Genomic DNA, 16,512 nt, shown 5'->3' on the forward strand with positions numbered 1-16,512 from the left:
TGGTGGGTCGTGCAGGATTCGAACCTGCGACCAATTGATTAAAAGTCAACTGCTCTACCAACTGAGCTAACGACCCACTTTTTCGTTGCTTTCGGCTTGTTTGATATCCCGTGGCAACGGCGGCATATATTACTGATTTCAGACTTGAGCGCAACAAAAATTTCGATGTAGATCACTCAACTGCTTATGATTCGCACGACACGACCAGAAATAATGCGACTTCTGGTCGTGTGTTATGCATTACATCGCGTTCAGACGTTTTTGCGCCTGTTTTGCGCCATCAGTCCCAGGGTATTTACTGATAACCTGCTGATATACAGCTTTCGCTTTTGCGGTGTCACCTTTGTCCTGCATGATGACGCCGACTTTAAACATCGCATCTGCAGCCTTCGGTGACTTCGGATAGTTTTTCACTACCGAAGCAAAATAATACGCCGCATCATCTTTTTTACCCTTGTTGTAGTTTAACTGACCCAGCCAATAATTGGCGTTTGGCAGGTAAGTTGAATCAGGGTAATTTTTGATGAAATTCTGAAATGCCACCATTGCGTCATCCTGGCGGGATTTATCCTGCACCAGCGCAATAGCTGCATTGTAATCCGTGTTTGCATCACCGCTTTTCACCGGCGCGCCAGCATTCGCAGTACCAGCATCAGCTGTCGGCGTCGTTGATGCCGCCGCACCGCTTTGATCGCCGCTGGTTGATTGCGCCGCTGCACCACCGCTGCTGAGGCTATCGATCTGCAACAGGATCTGCTTTTGCCGCTCCACGACCTGATTCAGTTGATACTGATTTTCCTGAATCTGACCACGCAGGGAATCAATATCGGATTGATTATCAGAGAGTTGTTGCTGGAGTTGGGTTAAAAGCTGGCTGTGAGCATTAGAAATACGCTCAAGTTGAGTGACGCGGTCTTCGACCGAGCCTGAGCCGACACTACTGATTGGTGCCTGAGCAAAAGCGGCCCAGGGGGCCGCTATACCAACCAGTAACGACAGACTCAATAGTTGATGTCTGAAGTTACTGCTCATGCAATTCTCTTAGTAAACCAGTACCGCACGACGGTTTTTGGAGTATGCCGCTTCGTCATGACCCAGTACTGCAGGTTTTTCTTTACCGTAAGAAACGATGGAGATCTGGTCTGCAGAAACGCCTTTACCCTGCAGGTACATCTTAACGGCGTTCGCACGACGTTCACCCAGGGAGATGTTGTATTCCGGAGTACCACGTTCGTCCGCGTGACCTTCTACGGTGACTTTGTAAGACGGGTTGCTACGCAGGAAGTTTGCATGTGCATCCAGCATTTGAGCGAAGTCAGAACGGATATCGTACTTGTCCAGATCGAAGTAAACGATGTTGTTCTGCTGCAGCTGTTGCATTTGCAGACGAGCCTGCTCTTCGGAAGACATGTTGCCATTGCCGCCGTTCGCATCCATACCAGTGCCGGCACCCAGCATGCCTTCGCTGCCGTCATTGCTGGCGTTCTTGTTGGAAGAACATGCCGCAATTGCCATAACAGGCAGAGCAATCATCAGCCCTTTCAGCACTTTGTTCAGTTGCATTTCAATGATTCCTTTACTATTCAATTAATTATTATCACAGATACGGCGACCAGGCAGGGAATTTGACCTGTCCATCAGTTGCCGGAAGACGCGCTTTGAAACGCCCATCTGTAGAAACCAAATTCAGCACGGATCCCATCCCCTGAGAAGAGCTGTAGATTACCATAGTGCCGTTAGGTGCCAGACTTGGCGTTTCATCCAGGAACGTGGACGACAGAACTTGTACGCCTCCCGTTGCCAGATCTTGTTTGGCAATGTGCTGCTGCCCACCATTGGAGCTGACCATTACCATAAATTTACCGTCGCTGCTGACATCCGCATCCTGGTTCTGCGAACCTTCCCAGGTAATACGTTGTGGCGCACCGCCGTTGATATTCACTTTATAAACCTGCGGACGACCGGCCTGGTCAGAAGTAAATGCCAGGTTCTGGCTGTCCGGGAACCAGGTCGGTTCGGTATTGTTACTGCGACCATCAGTCACCTGGCGGATCTGACCAGAAGCCAAATCCATTACGTACAGGTTCAGGCTACCGGTTTTCGACAAGGCGAATGCCAGTTTGCTGCCGTCTGGCGAGAATGCAGGTGCACCGTTGTGACGCGGGAATGAAGCCACCTGACGTACAGCGCCATTTGCCAGCGTTTGGATGACCAGCGCGGAACGACCGCTTTCGAAGGTCACATAAGCCAGTTTAGAACCGTCTGGTGACCACGCCGGAGACATCAGCGGCTGCGGAGAACGGTGAACGACAAACTGGTTGTAACCGTCATAGTCAGATACGCGCAGTTCATACGGGAACTGACCGCCGTTGGTCTGAACAACGTAGGCAATACGGGTACGGAACGCACCTTTAATGCCGGTCAGTTTTTCAAACACTTCGTCACTGGCGGTATGACCAGCATAACGCAGCCACTGCTTGTTCACTTTGTACGAGTTCTGAGCAAGTACAGTACCCGGTGCGCCGCCAGTGTCCACAAGTTGATAAGCAACATTGTAAGAGCCGTCCGGATTCGGAGTGACCTGGCCGACAACCACAGCGTCAATACCCAGCGCAGACCATGCAGCTGGTTGAACTTCCTGCGCACTACCCGGCTGCTGTGGCAGACGAGCGCGATCTAATGGATTAAATTTACCGCTGTTACGCAAGTCAGCAGCAACGATGCCGCCAATATCTTCAGGTGCTGCACCAGGACCCGCCCACTGGAAAGGAACAACGCCAATAGGACGACCGGAATCTACACCGCTGTCGATCACAATGCGGACTTCAGCATGCAGAACTGATGCCCACAGTATGAGAAAACCAAATGCTACTCGTAATGCCTGCTTCATCATATCTCCCTTATCTGGACCGATGGCCCACGATAATTTAGCAGAATGTTAACAAACTAAAATACACAAAACTACCAGAACCCCGTGGCAACCGGTGTCTGATGTTGACCGTCGGAACAGTCAGCATCGCGATTACGGTTTGAAGTCCAATGGCGCGTTTTTGAACACTTCATATACTGCCTGGCTTGGTGGTTTCGGGATCTTCGCAAGTTTAGCTGCTGCCAACGCAGCCTGACAAAGTGCGGGATCGCCACCTTCAGGTTTGATATCCAGTAACATACCATCGGGTGCCAGTTTTATGCGCAGCGTACAGGTCTTGCCTGCATAGGACGATGCGTCATAGAACTTACTTTCGATAGCAGATTTAATCTGCCCGGCATAGTTATTGATATCGGCCCCTGATGCGCCATTGTTTTTAGTATTACCACTCCCGGCAGGCGAAGCATTGTTCCCTTTCGCCCCTCCCCCCGTTTTCGGTGCATTCTTACCAGAGCTTAGCTCACCGAAAATATCATCTGCCTCTGCGGCAGCTTTTGCTGCAGCGGCTTTTTCAGCTGCAGCTTTTGCCGCTGCCGCTTTTTTGTCTGCGGCGGCTTTTTCTGCCGCTGCTTTCTTATCAGCTGCTGCCTTTTCAGCAGCCGCTTTTTCTGCTGCTTTTTTGTCGGCTGCAGCTTTCTCTGCCGCTGCTTTCTTATCAGCTGCAGCCTTTTCAGCAGCCGCTTTCTTCTCAGCTTCTGCCTTGGTTTTTTCAGCAGCTTCAGTTGCCGCTTTTTTTCTTGCTTCAGCTGCAGCTGCTTCTGCCGCTTCCGCTTTCTTCTTCAGCGCCGCAGCGGCTGCTTCGGCTTTTTTCTGCGCTTCGGCTGCGGCTTTGGCGGCTTCTGCTTCTGCTTTTTTCTTCGCGTCTGCAGCCGCTTTCTTCGCTGCTTCTTCCGCAGCTTTTGCATCCGCTTCAGCCTTCGCTTTAGCATCTGCCGCCGCTTTCGCTGCCGCCTCTTCCGCTTGCTTCTGCTTTAACTCGGCCTGTTTTGCGGCTTCTTCAGCCTGCTTTTTCTGTTCCTGAGCAGCTAACCGCTCTTTCTCAAGTTGCTTCAGGCGTTCCTGTTCAGCCGCTTGTTTCTCACGCAGTTCTTCAGCAGCCTGCTGTTCCTTCATCTTGCGCTGCTCATCAGAACGCTTCGCGCTTGATTCCTGGCTTTGCATGCGTTTGTACTGCTCAACTACCGCACCTGAATCAACCATGACAGCGTCGATGGACGAACCACCGCCGCCTCCGGCTGAAGCTTCTATATTCTCATCGAACGAACTCCAGATCAGCGCCGCAAATAAGATGACATGCAGCACTGCTGAAATAATTATCGCCCGCTTGAGCTTGTCGTTTTGTTCGGTTGCCTTTGACACTCTCGGTTTCCAAAAACTGTTCGCCTGTTACCCGCTCTCTTTCAAGCAAGGGAAACGCAGATGTTTAGATAGGCTGCGTCATTAAACCAACCGATTTCACACCCGCACTATGTAACAAGTTCAGTGCTTTAATTATTTCATCGTAAGGCACATCTTTTGCGCCACCGATCAGAAAGACCGTTTTCGGGTTGGCCTTGAAACGGCTGGACACTTCCGCCACCACCTGCTCTGGTGGTAAACGCTCCAGGCGATCTTTCTCAACCACCACGGTGTACTGACCAATACCAGACACTTCAACAATCACTGGCGGATTATCGTTACTGCTCACCGCCTGTGATTCAGTAGCGTCTGGCAGATCGACCTCCACGCTCTGGGTGATGATGGGCGCTGTCGCCATAAAGATCAGCAACAGCACCAGCAGTACGTCCAGCAACGGTACAATGTTGATTTCGGACTTGAGATCGCGACGACCTCGTCCACGCGCTCTGGCCATGGCTTACCCCTTGTTGCTCTCGCTAACGGTAAACGCCTGGCGGTGCAGAATCGCGGTAAACTCTTCCATAAAGTTGTCGTAATTCAGTTCCAGTTTGTTTACGCGCTGGTTGAGGCGGTTATAAGCCATTACCGCCGGAATTGCGGCGAACAGACCAATTGCCGTCGCAATCAACGCTTCTGCGATACCGGGCGCAACCATTTGCAGTGTTGCTTGTTTTACCGCCCCGAGGGCGATAAAGGCGTGCATGATCCCCCAGACCGTACCAAACAGACCAATATACGGGCTGATGGAGCCAACCGTACCGAGGAACGGAATGTGCGTTTCCAGATTTTCAAGTTCACGGTTCATGGAAATACGCATCGCTCGCGACGCCCCTTCCACTACGGCTTCCGGCGCATGGCTATTGGCACGATGTAGGCGCACAAACTCTTTGAACCCGCTGTAAAAGATTTGTTCCGAACCGGTCAGATTATCCCGTTTCCCCTGGCTCTCTTGATAGAGGCGAGAAAGTTCGATTCCAGACCAGAATTTATCTTCAAACGCTTCGGCTTCGCGCGCCGCTGCGTTAAGAATACGGGTCCGCTGGATAATAATGGCCCAGGATGCGATTGAAAAACCAATCAAAATCAACATGATAAGTTTAACCAGAAGGCTAGCCTTCAGGAACAAATCAAGGATATTCATGTCAGTCACTGCTTAAACTCCGCGACAATAGACTTGGGAAGCGCACGAGGCTTCATTTTGAGTGGGTCAACGCAAACAACCAGAACCTCTGCTTCATTCAGCAAAGTATTCTCGGCGTTGACAATACGTTGCGTGAAAACCAAAGAGGTGCCACGCATTGATGTTATTTCAGTCTGTATTTCGAGCATATCGTCGAGCCGCGCAGGTGCATAATATTCCACCGTCATTTTACGCACCACAAAGGCAACGCGTTCAGCCATCAGCGCCTGCTGACTGAAGTGATGATGACGCAGCATCTCTGTGCGTGCTCTTTCATAAAAAGCGACGTAACTGGCGTGGTACACCACACCACCGGCATCGGTATCTTCATAGTAGACGCGAACCGGCCATCGAAACAGCGTTGTATTCACTTTACATCCCGGTAATGCAACAAAAGTTAGAGCTTTTAAACGCTGCTACTATACGCGCGCGATTGAGGTTTGGGAATGAGGGCAAGTTAAGGGAGCGTAAAAATTTATGGGCCTGAAGCGGCCCATAAATTTTTAAAGAGAATTCTGATTTAAAAGAAGAAGAAAATCAGCCCGACAATGAGAACAATATCGGCAAGCAAAGGGCAAAAAATCCCTTGCCAGAGAACCTTCTGCGGACGAAAGCCCACGCCGTGAATAACACCAGCACAGACGGCCCACATCAGCAATAAACCATGCCAGATTTCCAGTTCACTGGTCTTCGCGGCGAAACGTGACGGGTCCCAAAACATACATCCTGCTAACAGAAGCGCCATCACGAAGGAAAGCGCCCGCAGGGGGCGCTTGTCCATTACCGCATACAAGGTTGCGATAATCTTACTCATCAGATGTCTTCTTGACCGGCTTTGCCTGATTCGACGTGCTCAAGCGCCAGCGCGGTGATTACCCCAAACGAACAGGCAAGAAGCGTTCCCAGAATCCATGCGAAATACCACATTTTTAGCTCCTTACTTAGTACAGAGAGTGGGTGTTACGTTCAATATCTTCTTTGGTGATACGACCGAACATTTTCCAGTAGCACCAGGCGGTGTAGAGCAGAATGATCGGTACCAGAACCACCGCAACCCAGGTCATGACGTTAAGCGTCAGCTGGCTGGAAGTTGCATCCCACATTGTCAGACTTGCGTTCATCATGGTGCTGGACGGCATCACAAACGGGAACATTGCAATACCGGCAGTCAGGATGATGCAGGCCAGCGTCAGGGAGGAGAACACAAACGCCCACGCCGCTTTATCCATACGTGCAGTCAGAATGGTCAGCAGAGGCAGAACCACACCCAGTACCGGAATAGCCCACAGAACCGGCGTGTTGTTGAAGTTCACCAACCATGCGCCAGCTTCACGAACCACTTCTTTATTCAGTGGGTTAGATGCCGCGTAATGGTCCATTGTTGATTTCACAACATAACCATCGATACCGTACATCACCCATACGCCAGCCAGTGCGAAGCAGACTAGTGTCACCAGTGCCGCCACCTGAGCCGTTGCACGGGTACGCAGGTGCAGTTCGCCCACGGTACGCATCTGCAGATAGGTTGCGCCCTGAGTAATGATCATCCCTACGCTCACCACGCCAGCCAGCAGGCCGAACGGGTTAAGCAGCTGGAAGAAGTTACCGGTGTAGTACAGACGCAGGTATTCATCAACGTTAAACGGTACGCCCTGCAACAGGTTACCGAACGCCACACCAATCACCAGCGGCGGAACGAAGCTACCAATGAAGATGCCCCAGTCCCACATGTTACGCCAGCGGGTTTCTTCAATCTTGGAGCGGTAGTCAAAACCGACCGGACGGAAGAACAGAGACGCCAGCACGAGGATCATCGCGACATAGAAGCCGGAGAACGCAGCGGCATAGACCATCGGCCAGGCAGCAAACAGAGCGCCACCCGCAGTGATCAGCCATACCTGGTTACCGTCCCAGTGTGGTGCGATGGAGTTAATCATAATTCGACGCTCGGTGTCGTTACGACCGAGGAAACGGGTGAGCATGCCCACCCCCATGTCGAAACCGTCAGTGACTGCAAAACCAATCAGCAGAACGCCAACCAGCAGCCACCAGATAAAACGCAATACTTCATAATCGATCATTTGACGACTCCTGTCTTAGCGTGCCGGCTGAGTAGTCGTGGAAGACTGCTCAAAGTGATAGCGACCGGTTTTCAGGCTGCTTGGGCCGAGGCGTGCAAACTTGAACATTAAGAACAATTCTGCCACCAGGAACAGGGTATACAGGCCACAAATCAGCACCATCGAGAAGATAAGGTCGCCTGCGGTCAGTGACGAGTTCGCTACAGCTGTCGGCAGCACTTCACCGATAGCCCAAGGTTGGCGACCATATTCAGCCACGAACCAGCCCGCTTCTACAGCAATCCACGGCAGCGGAATACCGTACAGTGCGGCGCGCAGCAGCCATTTTTTCTCGCCAATACGGTTGCGGATGACACTCCAGAAAGAGAGCGCGATGATTGCCAGCAGCAGGAAGCCACACGCCACCATGATACGGAACGCGAAGTACAGCGGCGCTACACGTGGAATGGAGTCTTTGGTTGCCTGTTGAATCTGCGCTTCAGTCGCATCCGCCACGTTTGGCGTGTAGCGTTTCAGCAACAGACCGTAACCGAGGTCTTTCTTCATGCTATTGAACTGGTCACGAACCGCCTGGTCAGTAGAACCAGAACGCAGTTGCTCGAGCAGAGAGTACGCCTTCATCCCGTTACGGATGCGTTCTTCATGCTGCACCATCAGCTCTTTCAGGCCGATAACCGGGGTATCCACGGAACGCGTTGCAATGATGCCCAGCGCGTAAGGGATCTGGATCGCAAATTTGTTCGTCTCCTCTTCCTGATCAGGAATGCCGAACAGAGTAAAGGCAGCAGGTGCAGGTTGCGTTTCCCACTCGGCTTCAATAGCAGCCAGTTTGGTTTTCTGCACGTCGCCCATTTCATAACCAGATTCATCACCCAGAACAATAACAGACAGAACGGCAGCCATACCGAAGCTGGCAGCGATAGCAAAGGAGCGTTTAGCGAAGGCGAAGTCACGACCTTTCAGCATATACCATGCGCTGATACCGAGGATGAACATCGCGCCAGTCACATAACCAGACGCTACAGTGTGAACGAATTTCACCTGAGCAACCGGGTTAAGCACCAGCTCGGAGAAGCTCACCATCTCCATACGCATAGTTTCAAAGTTGAAATCGGATGCGATTGGGTTTTGCATCCAGCCGTTCGCAACCAGAATCCACAGTGCGGACAGGTTTGAACCAAGCGCCACCAGCCAGGTGACACACATATGCTGAACTTTACCCAGACGATCCCAACCGAAGAAGAACAGACCTACAAAGGTGGATTCGAGGAAGAAGGCCATCAGACCTTCGATTGCCAGCGGCGCACCGAAGATATCCCCTACATAGTGGGAATAGTAAGACCAGTTAGTCCCGAACTGGAACTCCATGGTCAGACCGGTTGCCACCCCCAGAGCGAAGTTGATACCAAACAACTTGCCCCAGAACTTGGTCATATCTTTATAAATCTGTTTGCCGGAAAGGACGTAGACCGTTTCCATAATGGCCAGCAGGAACGCCATACCGAGCGTCAGTGGCACAAAAAGGAAGTGGTACATCGCGGTCAAGGCAAACTGTAAGCGCGACAGTTCGACTATATCTAACATCATGACTCCTTGCTCATCGCATGAAGACTCCGAGAGTGAACCCCGTTAGAAAGGGTCACACGCATGCCCCAATACAAAATTATTTGCTCGCCTCTATCGCTGCCTTTTCCTCAAAAGTGGAAAAGACAATGATAAAAAAGTTACAAATATGTTAATGAATAAACCAAATTGATCCCGTAATTATATTACGCCGCAAAATCCTTACAATAAACAGGTTTTTATTGAGCAAATTTGCATTTTTCGACAGTGATCAATTTATAGCGAAATTGTCACGACCTCACCAATTTGATCTACGACAATTTATCGTGTTTTGCAGATTTTTTTCAAGAATTAAAAATTGATTTATATCAAAACCAGTCAAATATGTTAATTATGTATAAACCATAGACCATTGGTAATTTTATTGTTAATTTATTGTGAAATATTTATGTAACACAATTATTACAATAAAAAGACATAGATAAAAAACCAGTGTTTTATTTAACAGAATCGCCTTATCAACTTTTTATAATACCAATTGATTAGAGTAGCCAATTTGTTGCTATTTTACATAACATATTTTTATCAAAGTTAATTGATTGTTGCCTTTATGAGCATCGCCGTAAGACCGCCATGTTATTGTTTCATTTGTAATAATCACCAATAAGTATCGATGAGAGAGATATCGCTTAACAGAGGCGACTGTGTCTGCATGAACACAGGCAACTTTCGCCTGATAAACGAAAAATGAGCGATTTTTGCAAGTTAGTTTTTCTATAGCCGGGTACGCTGAGCGCCTCGCTTGATTACAATGAGGTTGCTGCCATGGGTCTTGATAATATAGGTTCTGTTGTCAATCGCTTCTCTGGTTGGCCATCAAATGATCCTCTAAAAACAGATAACGAATCAATGACATCACCCGTGACTGTGCAGGTAATAAAGTTGATTGCCGCCATCCTTGACCCACATCGGATAGTCGTTGGTATCGATACACTTTATACAACGCAGCGCAAAACATTTACCTCAGAGGGTCAACAACTCATTGAATCAGCATTGAAAACACTTAATGTGATGAATTTAAATAGCCTGGAAACAGATCGCGATGAGGAGGGTAACTATCTGGCTTTTGGATATAACGTTGACACTCCTGACAGAATAACCGTTTCTGCTTATAATGAAAAAAAACCTTTCTGTTATGGCCAATGTCTTTTAATACAGGATGAAGAACCAGATTTATTTAACCTGGTAAAAATTAAAACCTTTGAAGCCAGGCATAATTATGTTTCTAAATTGATGAGCGATCCGGAATTTATGTTTAAATTCAGTTATAGCGCCCAACAAAATAGATTAGAACCTCATCTTCTGGTTCCCACTTATTTCCCTCTGAAAACAAACCAACCGGTTACGCTAGAGGATGTACTGATACTTTATCGTTTCTTTAAAATGAATGGCGATTTTAATATATTAACATCAGATGAATACATGAGTATCATGACACCTCTGATGAAGTGTGAGCGTAGTGTCCACGACCATAACAGGTATGTGACGGGCAAAGATGCTCTTCTTCTGGACAATCCTCCGTCTGGTAACCAGATATATTTCCATATTTCCCCTGACGAATCAGCAACACTTGTCCTTTATTTTTCAGACAATAACCTTGAATCCTTCGTCTTTGAAAATGATATTCCGAGCCAGTATCGACATTTCAAAATGTTTACCAATTTAGCACTAGTTATTGATCAGTTAACCGACGCCAATCAAATACTTTAATTTTCTATACAGCCCTGTGTAAAATATTGCTAAACAGTGCCCGGGGTTGATTTTTATTCCTCACGGTGATATTTAAATCATGACCCCATCTCAGCTCTCTTTTAATACTCTTCCTGTCAATGCAACATGCACTTCAGAGATAACAGTAAACACACAAAAATTCTCTGACATCCTCTACTCAGTGGGGTATTCCCTAAAGGATCTGGCTTATCTGAGCAGATGTCTGGCATCATTACACCCGACACTCGCCAAAAACATTTATGAAACGGAAAATCTCAGCGATCAAAAATTACTGCATATTGATTGCCGTAGTACAAATGAAATCAAGATAAATATCTTTTTTGGTCAGCAACGAGAAGGATTAATTGAAATTAGTTCTGACACAGTCATTTTTTCGATACTGTCTTCATTGATTGACTCAGCTATTTCTGAACATCGACATCAAATCACCGTTAATGATTCAAATAATTCTGAACTATTTTATGAGGATTATACTGATTAAATCCACTCTGTGCGAACCTGTCCTGCATTTATGCCAGAAGTATTAGAATCTTTGATTAACGTTACTCGTACTGGTAGCACCTTCATGTGCCTCTCTTTTTTACGAACAATCAAAAGAACTAACAAAGGGCATAATTCGTATAAATCATTAACCATTTGTTATATTCAACATTTTTTTTACATTAAGCAGAGATGAATTGCAGTGAAATTCAAGTTAAATTTTACAAAATGTATTACTCATGGCTAAAAAATCTCCCCAAAATGCAAATTAGAAGTTGATCACAATTATCTCAATACATCAAATAAAGTTAATTTTAAAAATTTAACATTCATGACATTAGTTGACATAACACGCTGAATTAAAATGAGAATTTAAAAACACACTTTAAACAATCATTTCCCGAAAGACATTTTGAAAATAGATCAATTGCAACATTACGGTCAGATAAAGACACTCCTCTGATATTAAACCTGTGCCGTTATGAACGGCCATAAATACGACGTGTGTAACTTAATTTACTCTCTGTCTTACAAAGGATTACCCATGAAGAAAGCAACACTTGTGATTGGCGTTATTGGCGCGGACTGCCATGCAGTAGGCAATAAAGTTCTGGACCGCGTTTTTAGCAACCATGACTTCAGAGTCATTAATCTGGGCGTAATGGTCAGCCAGGACGAATATATTGATGCTGCCATTGAAACTGGCGCTGACGCAATTGTCGTCTCCTCTATCTATGGGCATGGCGATATCGACTGTCTGGGCATGCGCGAACGCTGCATTGAGCGTGGCTTGGGGGACATCCTGCTCTATGTGGGCGGCAACCTGCTGGTCGGAAAACATGACTTCGCTGACGTGGAAACCAAGTTCAAAGAGATGGGATTTGATCGCGTCTTTTCCCCAAGTCATGACTTAGAAGATGTTTGTCAGCTGATGGCCCACGATATCAACCAACGTCATGACGTTGATACTCGCATTCTTGAAGAGGCAATCTGATGCAAATCGTCTCTGTCGATATTGGATCGACGTGGACCAAAGCAGCCCTCTTCACCCGGGAGGGGGACGCGTTAACGTTGGTTAACCACGTTCTGACCCCAACCACCATCCATCATCTGGCAGAGGGATTTTTCTCCAGCCTTAACCAGGTGTTAAACGTAGATAATGCCCTCCCCCTGTTAAACCGTGGTGAGGTTGCATTGAAGTATTCCTCCTCTGCCAAAGGTGGGCTGGCGGTTGCCGCAATGGGATTGGTGCCTTCTATCACCCTGGAAACCGCGAAAGTAACCGCTCACTCTGCGGGTGCTAAAATTGCGCAATATTACGCCTACAAGCTGAACCGCCGTGATATCCAGGCACTGGAAGAAACGCAGCCCGATATTCTCTTGTTCACCGGCGGCACCGACGGCGGAGAAGAAAGCTACGGACTGAATAACGCCCGTGTGCTGGCAGAATCCAAACTCGACTGCGCCATTATTTATGCCGGAAACCGGGATATTCAGGACAAGGTGCAGGAGATCCTCGGGCATAAAGACCTGACCATCGTCGACAACGTTCTGCCCGATCTTGACCATCCGAACCCTTTAGCTGCACGCCAGGCTATCTGCGACATATTCCTTAAACGCATCGTTAAAGGGAAAGGGCTGGATGTCATTGTTGATAAAACAGGCGAAGAACCAATGCCGACACCATGGACGGTCTTTGAACTGGTGAAGGCAATCAGTAACGTCGATCACAGCTGGAAAGAGTTCATGCTGATCGACATGGGCGGCGCAACCACCGATGTCTATTCCGCCTGTGCCAACACGCTCTCGCCCGACACTGTTTTACATGGCGTACCGGAACCCTTCGTAAAACGGACGGTGGAAGGCGATCTGGGAATGCGCGTCTCGGCAATGGTGGTTGGTGAAAGTGCGAAAGAGTTAGTCAGTGTGAATTTTGCTCAGCAACCCGCACAGTTGGACGCTTTTTATCATTACCTCCGTCATCTAGTCGCTCATCCCGACTACTTACCCGCGAATGCAGATGAAAAATATTTCGATACCGTCCTGGCCGGACTGTGTGTGGGTTATGCCACCGAAAGACATGCGGGCACCAAAAAAGAGGTCTGCACCTGCGTCGGCAATGTCGATTTACAGATGGGACGTGACCTGACAACCGTGCGTAAAGTCGTGGGTTCCGGCGGATGGCTCTCGCGTGCCAGTCAGTTCGATATGCATCACTGGTTGAAATACCGCGAGTTAAACGACGACGGTAAACGCATTCTCTTACCGACCGAATTTGAATATTACCGCGATTCCTGGGGGCTATTACCACTGCTGGCAAACGTCGCCAGAGTCGATCCGCTGGCCGCCGCGCGCACCAGTATTCAATGCTTAACCCTATAACAATTAAGGCTGCAATCAATGGAACTTCGAAATAAGAAATTAACCCATGACGAATTCATGACCGAGCGGCAACAGGTATTGAAAACCTGGGAAACCGGCAAGGATGTTGAAAACTTTGAAGATGGCGTTAAATACCAACAAACCATTCCTGAGCATAAACGCTTCTCTCTTGCCCTGCTGAAAGCAGACAAGGAAGGTAAAACCCTTAGCCAACCGCGCGCAGGCGTGGCGCTGATGGACGAACACATCGAACTACTGAAAACACTACAAGAAGAGTGCGATCTGCTGCCGAGCACTATCGATGCATATACCCGTCTGAATCGGTACGAAGAAGCGGCTGTAGGGATTAAAAAATCCATCGAAGCCGGAACCTCTAAACTGAACGGTTTACCGGTAGTTAACCACGGCGTCGCAGCTTGCCGTCGCCTCACCGAAACTCTGCAAAAACCGCTACAGATCCGCCACGGCACGCCAGATGCGCGTTTGCTGGCTGAAATCTCGATGGCCAGCGGCTTTACCAGTTATGAAGGCGGCGGCATTTCCTACAATATTCCGTATGCCAAGCGCGTAACGCTGGAAAAATCGATCCGCGACTGGCAGTACTGCGATCGTTTAATGGGGATGTATGAAGAACACGGGATCCGCATCAACCGCGAACCGTTTGGCCCACTAACGGGTACGCTAATCCCGCCGTTTATCTCGCACTCTATCGCAATAATCGAAGGCTTGCTGGCACTGGAACAGGGTGTGAAGTCTATCACCGTTGGTTATGGTCAGGTCGGCAGCCTGACGCAGGATGTCGCGGCGATCCAGTCTCTGCGTGAACTTGCACACGAATACTTTCAGAACTATGGCTATACCGACTATGAATTAAGTACCGTGTTTCACCAGTGGATGGGCGGCTTTCCGGAAGACGAATCGAAAGCGTTCGCCATTATCTCCTGGGGTGCAGCCGTCGCGGGGATGTCTGGTGCCACCAAAGTCATCACCAAAAGTCCGCACGAAGCCTGGGGCATCCCGACTGCTGCTGCCAACATTCAGGGGCTAAAAGCCTCCCGCCAGATGCTCAACATGGTCAACGAGCAGAAATTCCCGCCGTGCCCGGCGGTTGAACTAGAAATTGAACTGATTAAGAGCGAGGTTCGCGCGGTACTGAACAAAGTGTTCGAACTGGGTAATGGTGATATTGCGCGCGGTACGGTGCTGGCATTTGAAGCGGGCGTACTGGATGTGCCGTTTGCGCCAGCCGCCTGCAACGCAGGCAAAATTCTTCCGGTCCGTGACAACACTGGCGCGATTCGCGTACTGGAGGCCGGAGCCGTTCCATTGCCAAAAGATATTCTCGACCTCCACCACGATTACGTTGCTGAACGCGCGCGCTTTGAAGGACGCCAACCGACATTCCAGATGGTTGTAGATGACATCAATGCTGTATCCCACAGTAAATTAATAGGAAGACCATAATGAAAATAAAACAGGCCCTTTTCACCGCTGGCTACTCTTCATTCTATTTCGATGACCAGCAGGCGATAAAAAACGGAGCGGGTCACGACGGCTTTTTTTATACCGGAGAGCCGGTAACACAGGGGTTTAACGCCGTACGTCAGGCCGGGGAGTGCGTTTCGGTTCAGTTGATTCTGGAAAACGGTGCGGTCGCCGTAGGCGACTGTGCTGCCGTACAGTATTCCGGGGCAGGCGGTCGCGATCCACTGTTCCTCGCAGAGCACTTTATTCCGTTCCTCAACGACCATATCAAGCCATTACTGGTAGGCCGCGATGTGGATGCTTTCCTGCCGAATGCCCGTTTCTTCGACAAATTGCGTATTGACGGCAACTTGCTGCATACCGCCGTACGTTACGGATTATCACAGGCGCTGCTTGATGCTACCGCGCTGGCAACCGGCCGTCTAAAAACTGAAGTGGTCTGTGATGAATGGCAGTTGCCACGCGTAGCGGAATCCATTCCATTATTTGGTCAGAGCGGCGACGATCGATATATCGCCGTCGATAAGATGATCCTTAAGGGCATCGACGTGCTGCCCCATGCGCTGATTAATAACGTCGAAGAGAAGCTGGGCTTTAAAGGTGAAAAACTGCGCGAATATGTCCGCTGGTTGTCGGATCGCATTCTGAGCAAGCGCACCAGCGCACGCTACTACCCAACCCTGCACATCGATGTATACGGCACTATCGGTCTGATCTTCGATATGGATCCGCTTCGCTGTGCGCAATACATCGCCAGCCTGGAAAAAGAAGCGCAAGGCCTGCCGCTCTACATTGAAGGGCCGGTCGATGCCGGTAACAAGCCCGATCAAATTCGCCTGCTGACCGCGATTACCAAAGAGCTGACGCGCCTCGGTTCCGGCGTGAAAATTGTGGCCGATGAATGGTGTAACACCTACCAGGATATTGTTGATTTCACTGATGCCGCCAGTTGCCACATGGTGCAAATCAAAACCCCGGATCTGGGCAGTATTCACAACATCGTCGATGCAGTTCTTTATTGCAACAGCCACAGCATGGAAGCGTACCAGGGCGGCACCTGCAATGAAACTGATGTCAGTGCCCGCACCTGTGTCCACGTCGCCCTTGCTGCTCGCCCCATGCGTATGCTGGTAAAACCAGGGATGGGCTTTGACGAAGGCCTCGATATCGTCTTCAACGAAATGAATCGTACTATCGCGCTGTTGCAGGCTAAGGATTAACAA

17 protein-coding genes and 1 tRNA gene are annotated in these 16,512 nt (G+C 49.0%); 6 read left to right on the forward strand and 12 right to left on the reverse strand.

Annotated elements, in window-relative coordinates; translation table 11 throughout:
• The 12 genes from FQ015_RS23305 to cydA form a co-directional block, all read right to left on the reverse strand.
• Nucleotides 1–76 (reverse strand) — tRNA-Lys (locus FQ015_RS23305).
• Between the two features lie 164 nt (nt 77–240).
• Nucleotides 241–1,032: a cell division protein CpoB gene (cpoB, locus tag FQ015_RS23310; protein WP_000097569.1), complete on the reverse strand. Its 792-nt coding sequence runs from the start codon at nt 1,030–1,032 to the stop codon at nt 241–243.
• A gap of 9 nt (nt 1,033–1,041) precedes the next feature.
• Nucleotides 1,042–1,563: a peptidoglycan-associated lipoprotein Pal gene (gene pal, locus FQ015_RS23315; protein ID WP_001295306.1), complete on the reverse strand. Its 522-nt coding sequence runs from the start codon at nt 1,561–1,563 to the stop codon at nt 1,042–1,044.
• A 34-nt stretch (nt 1,564–1,597) separates the two neighbouring features.
• The gene (tolB, locus tag FQ015_RS23320) at nt 1,598–2,890 is read right to left on the reverse strand and encodes a Tol-Pal system beta propeller repeat protein TolB (protein ID WP_001295307.1); all 1,293 of its coding nucleotides are present in this window, start codon (nt 2,888–2,890) and stop codon (nt 1,598–1,600) included.
• Between the two features lie 132 nt (nt 2,891–3,022).
• Complete coding sequence (tolA, locus tag FQ015_RS23325; RefSeq protein ID WP_032302713.1) at nt 3,023–4,288, reverse strand: cell envelope integrity protein TolA; 1,266 nt, start codon at nt 4,286–4,288, stop codon at nt 3,023–3,025.
• 64 nt (nt 4,289–4,352) lie between these two features.
• Nucleotides 4,353–4,781 carry a colicin uptake protein TolR gene (gene tolR / locus FQ015_RS23330; RefSeq protein WP_000090097.1) on the reverse strand — a complete coding sequence of 143 codons (429 nt, stop codon included), beginning with the start codon at nt 4,779–4,781 and terminating at the stop codon, nt 4,353–4,355.
• A 3-nt stretch (nt 4,782–4,784) separates the two neighbouring features.
• A complete protein-coding gene (gene tolQ / locus FQ015_RS23335) occupies nt 4,785–5,477 on the reverse strand; it encodes a Tol-Pal system protein TolQ (RefSeq protein ID WP_000131314.1) in 693 nt (230 codons plus the stop codon).
• The gene (gene ybgC / locus FQ015_RS23340) at nt 5,474–5,878 is read right to left on the reverse strand and encodes a tol-pal system-associated acyl-CoA thioesterase (protein ID WP_001098384.1); all 405 of its coding nucleotides are present in this window, start codon (nt 5,876–5,878) and stop codon (nt 5,474–5,476) included. The genes tolQ and ybgC overlap by 4 nt, the downstream gene beginning before the upstream one ends.
• 149 nt (nt 5,879–6,027) lie before the next feature.
• Nucleotides 6,028–6,321, reverse strand: a complete 294-nt coding sequence (gene ybgE / locus FQ015_RS23345; protein ID WP_000034602.1) for a cyd operon protein YbgE — start codon at nt 6,319–6,321, stop codon at nt 6,028–6,030.
• Nucleotides 6,321–6,434, reverse strand: a complete 114-nt coding sequence (gene cydX / locus FQ015_RS23350) for a cytochrome bd-I oxidase subunit CydX (RefSeq protein WP_000270282.1) — start codon at nt 6,432–6,434, stop codon at nt 6,321–6,323. The genes ybgE and cydX overlap by 1 nt, the downstream gene beginning before the upstream one ends.
• A 14-nt stretch (nt 6,435–6,448) precedes the next feature.
• Complete coding sequence (gene cydB / locus FQ015_RS23355) at nt 6,449–7,588, reverse strand: cytochrome d ubiquinol oxidase subunit II (RefSeq protein WP_160524559.1); 1,140 nt, start codon at nt 7,586–7,588, stop codon at nt 6,449–6,451.
• Between the two features lie 15 nt (nt 7,589–7,603).
• Entirely contained in the window at nt 7,604–9,172 is a 1,569-nt protein-coding gene (cydA, locus tag FQ015_RS23360) for a cytochrome ubiquinol oxidase subunit I (protein WP_000884361.1), read from the reverse strand.
• 804 nt (nt 9,173–9,976) lie between these two features.
• Between cydA and FQ015_RS23365 the strand changes: the two genes are divergently transcribed.
• The 6 genes from FQ015_RS23365 to FQ015_RS23390 all read left to right on the forward strand — a co-directional run bounded on the left by FQ015_RS23365 (nt 9,977) and on the right by FQ015_RS23390 (nt 16,509).
• Nucleotides 9,977–10,921 carry a hypothetical protein gene (locus FQ015_RS23365; RefSeq protein ID WP_000522009.1) on the forward strand — a complete coding sequence of 315 codons (945 nt, stop codon included), beginning with the start codon at nt 9,977–9,979 and terminating at the stop codon, nt 10,919–10,921.
• Between the two features lie 79 nt (nt 10,922–11,000).
• A complete protein-coding gene (locus FQ015_RS23370; protein ID WP_074497578.1) occupies nt 11,001–11,423 on the forward strand; it encodes a hypothetical protein in 423 nt (140 codons plus the stop codon).
• Nucleotides 11,424–11,966: 543 nt separating this feature from the next.
• Nucleotides 11,967–12,416, forward strand: coding sequence for a methylaspartate mutase subunit S (gene glmS / locus FQ015_RS23375; protein WP_000710387.1), 450 nt, complete (start codon nt 11,967–11,969; stop codon nt 12,414–12,416).
• Entirely contained in the window at nt 12,416–13,804 is a 1,389-nt protein-coding gene (gene glmL / locus FQ015_RS23380) for a methylaspartate mutase accessory protein GlmL (protein WP_074501070.1), read from the forward strand. The genes glmS and glmL overlap by 1 nt, the downstream gene beginning before the upstream one ends.
• Nucleotides 13,805–13,822: 18 nt before the next feature.
• Nucleotides 13,823–15,268: a methylaspartate mutase subunit E gene (locus FQ015_RS23385; protein ID WP_000423319.1), complete on the forward strand. Its 1,446-nt coding sequence runs from the start codon at nt 13,823–13,825 to the stop codon at nt 15,266–15,268.
• The gene (locus FQ015_RS23390) at nt 15,268–16,509 is read left to right on the forward strand and encodes a methylaspartate ammonia-lyase (RefSeq protein WP_000695028.1); all 1,242 of its coding nucleotides are present in this window, start codon (nt 15,268–15,270) and stop codon (nt 16,507–16,509) included. Before FQ015_RS23385 ends, FQ015_RS23390 begins: the two co-directional genes overlap by 1 nt.
• The last annotated feature ends 3 nt before the right edge of the window (nt 16,510–16,512 follow it).

It is taken from the genome of Escherichia sp. HH26CH, assembly GCF_009820205.1.
GTDB lineage: Bacteria > Pseudomonadota > Gammaproteobacteria > Enterobacterales > Enterobacteriaceae > Escherichia > Escherichia coli_F.

What these genes read in the sequence shown, in the direction of transcription:
- cpoB (WP_000097569.1), bottom strand. Translation starts at nt 1,032, where the DNA reads ATGAGCAGTAACTTCAGACATCAACTATTGAGTCTGTCGTTACTGGTT.
- pal (WP_001295306.1), bottom strand. Translation starts at nt 1,563, where the DNA reads ATGCAACTGAACAAAGTGCTGAAAGGGCTGATGATTGCTCTGCCTGTT.
- tolB (WP_001295307.1), bottom strand. Translation starts at nt 2,890, where the DNA reads ATGAAGCAGGCATTACGAGTAGCATTTGGTTTTCTCATACTGTGGGCA.
- tolR (WP_000090097.1), bottom strand. Translation starts at nt 4,781, where the DNA reads ATGGCCAGAGCGCGTGGACGAGGTCGTCGCGATCTCAAGTCCGAAATC.
- ybgE (WP_000034602.1), bottom strand. Translation starts at nt 6,321, where the DNA reads ATGAGTAAGATTATCGCAACCTTGTATGCGGTAATGGACAAGCGCCCC.
- cydX (WP_000270282.1), bottom strand. Translation starts at nt 6,434, where the DNA reads ATGTGGTATTTCGCATGGATTCTGGGAACGCTTCTTGCCTGTTCGTTT.
- cydB (WP_160524559.1), bottom strand. Translation starts at nt 7,588, where the DNA reads ATGATCGATTATGAAGTATTGCGTTTTATCTGGTGGCTGCTGGTTGGC.
- cydA (WP_000884361.1), bottom strand. Translation starts at nt 9,172, where the DNA reads ATGTTAGATATAGTCGAACTGTCGCGCTTACAGTTTGCCTTGACCGCG.
- FQ015_RS23365 (WP_000522009.1), top strand. Translation starts at nt 9,977, where the DNA reads ATGGGTCTTGATAATATAGGTTCTGTTGTCAATCGCTTCTCTGGTTGG.
- FQ015_RS23370 (WP_074497578.1), top strand. Translation starts at nt 11,001, where the DNA reads ATGACCCCATCTCAGCTCTCTTTTAATACTCTTCCTGTCAATGCAACA.
- glmS (WP_000710387.1), top strand. Translation starts at nt 11,967, where the DNA reads ATGAAGAAAGCAACACTTGTGATTGGCGTTATTGGCGCGGACTGCCAT.
- glmL (WP_074501070.1), top strand. Translation starts at nt 12,416, where the DNA reads ATGCAAATCGTCTCTGTCGATATTGGATCGACGTGGACCAAAGCAGCC.
- FQ015_RS23385 (WP_000423319.1), top strand. Translation starts at nt 13,823, where the DNA reads ATGGAACTTCGAAATAAGAAATTAACCCATGACGAATTCATGACCGAG.
- FQ015_RS23390 (WP_000695028.1), top strand. Translation starts at nt 15,268, where the DNA reads ATGAAAATAAAACAGGCCCTTTTCACCGCTGGCTACTCTTCATTCTAT.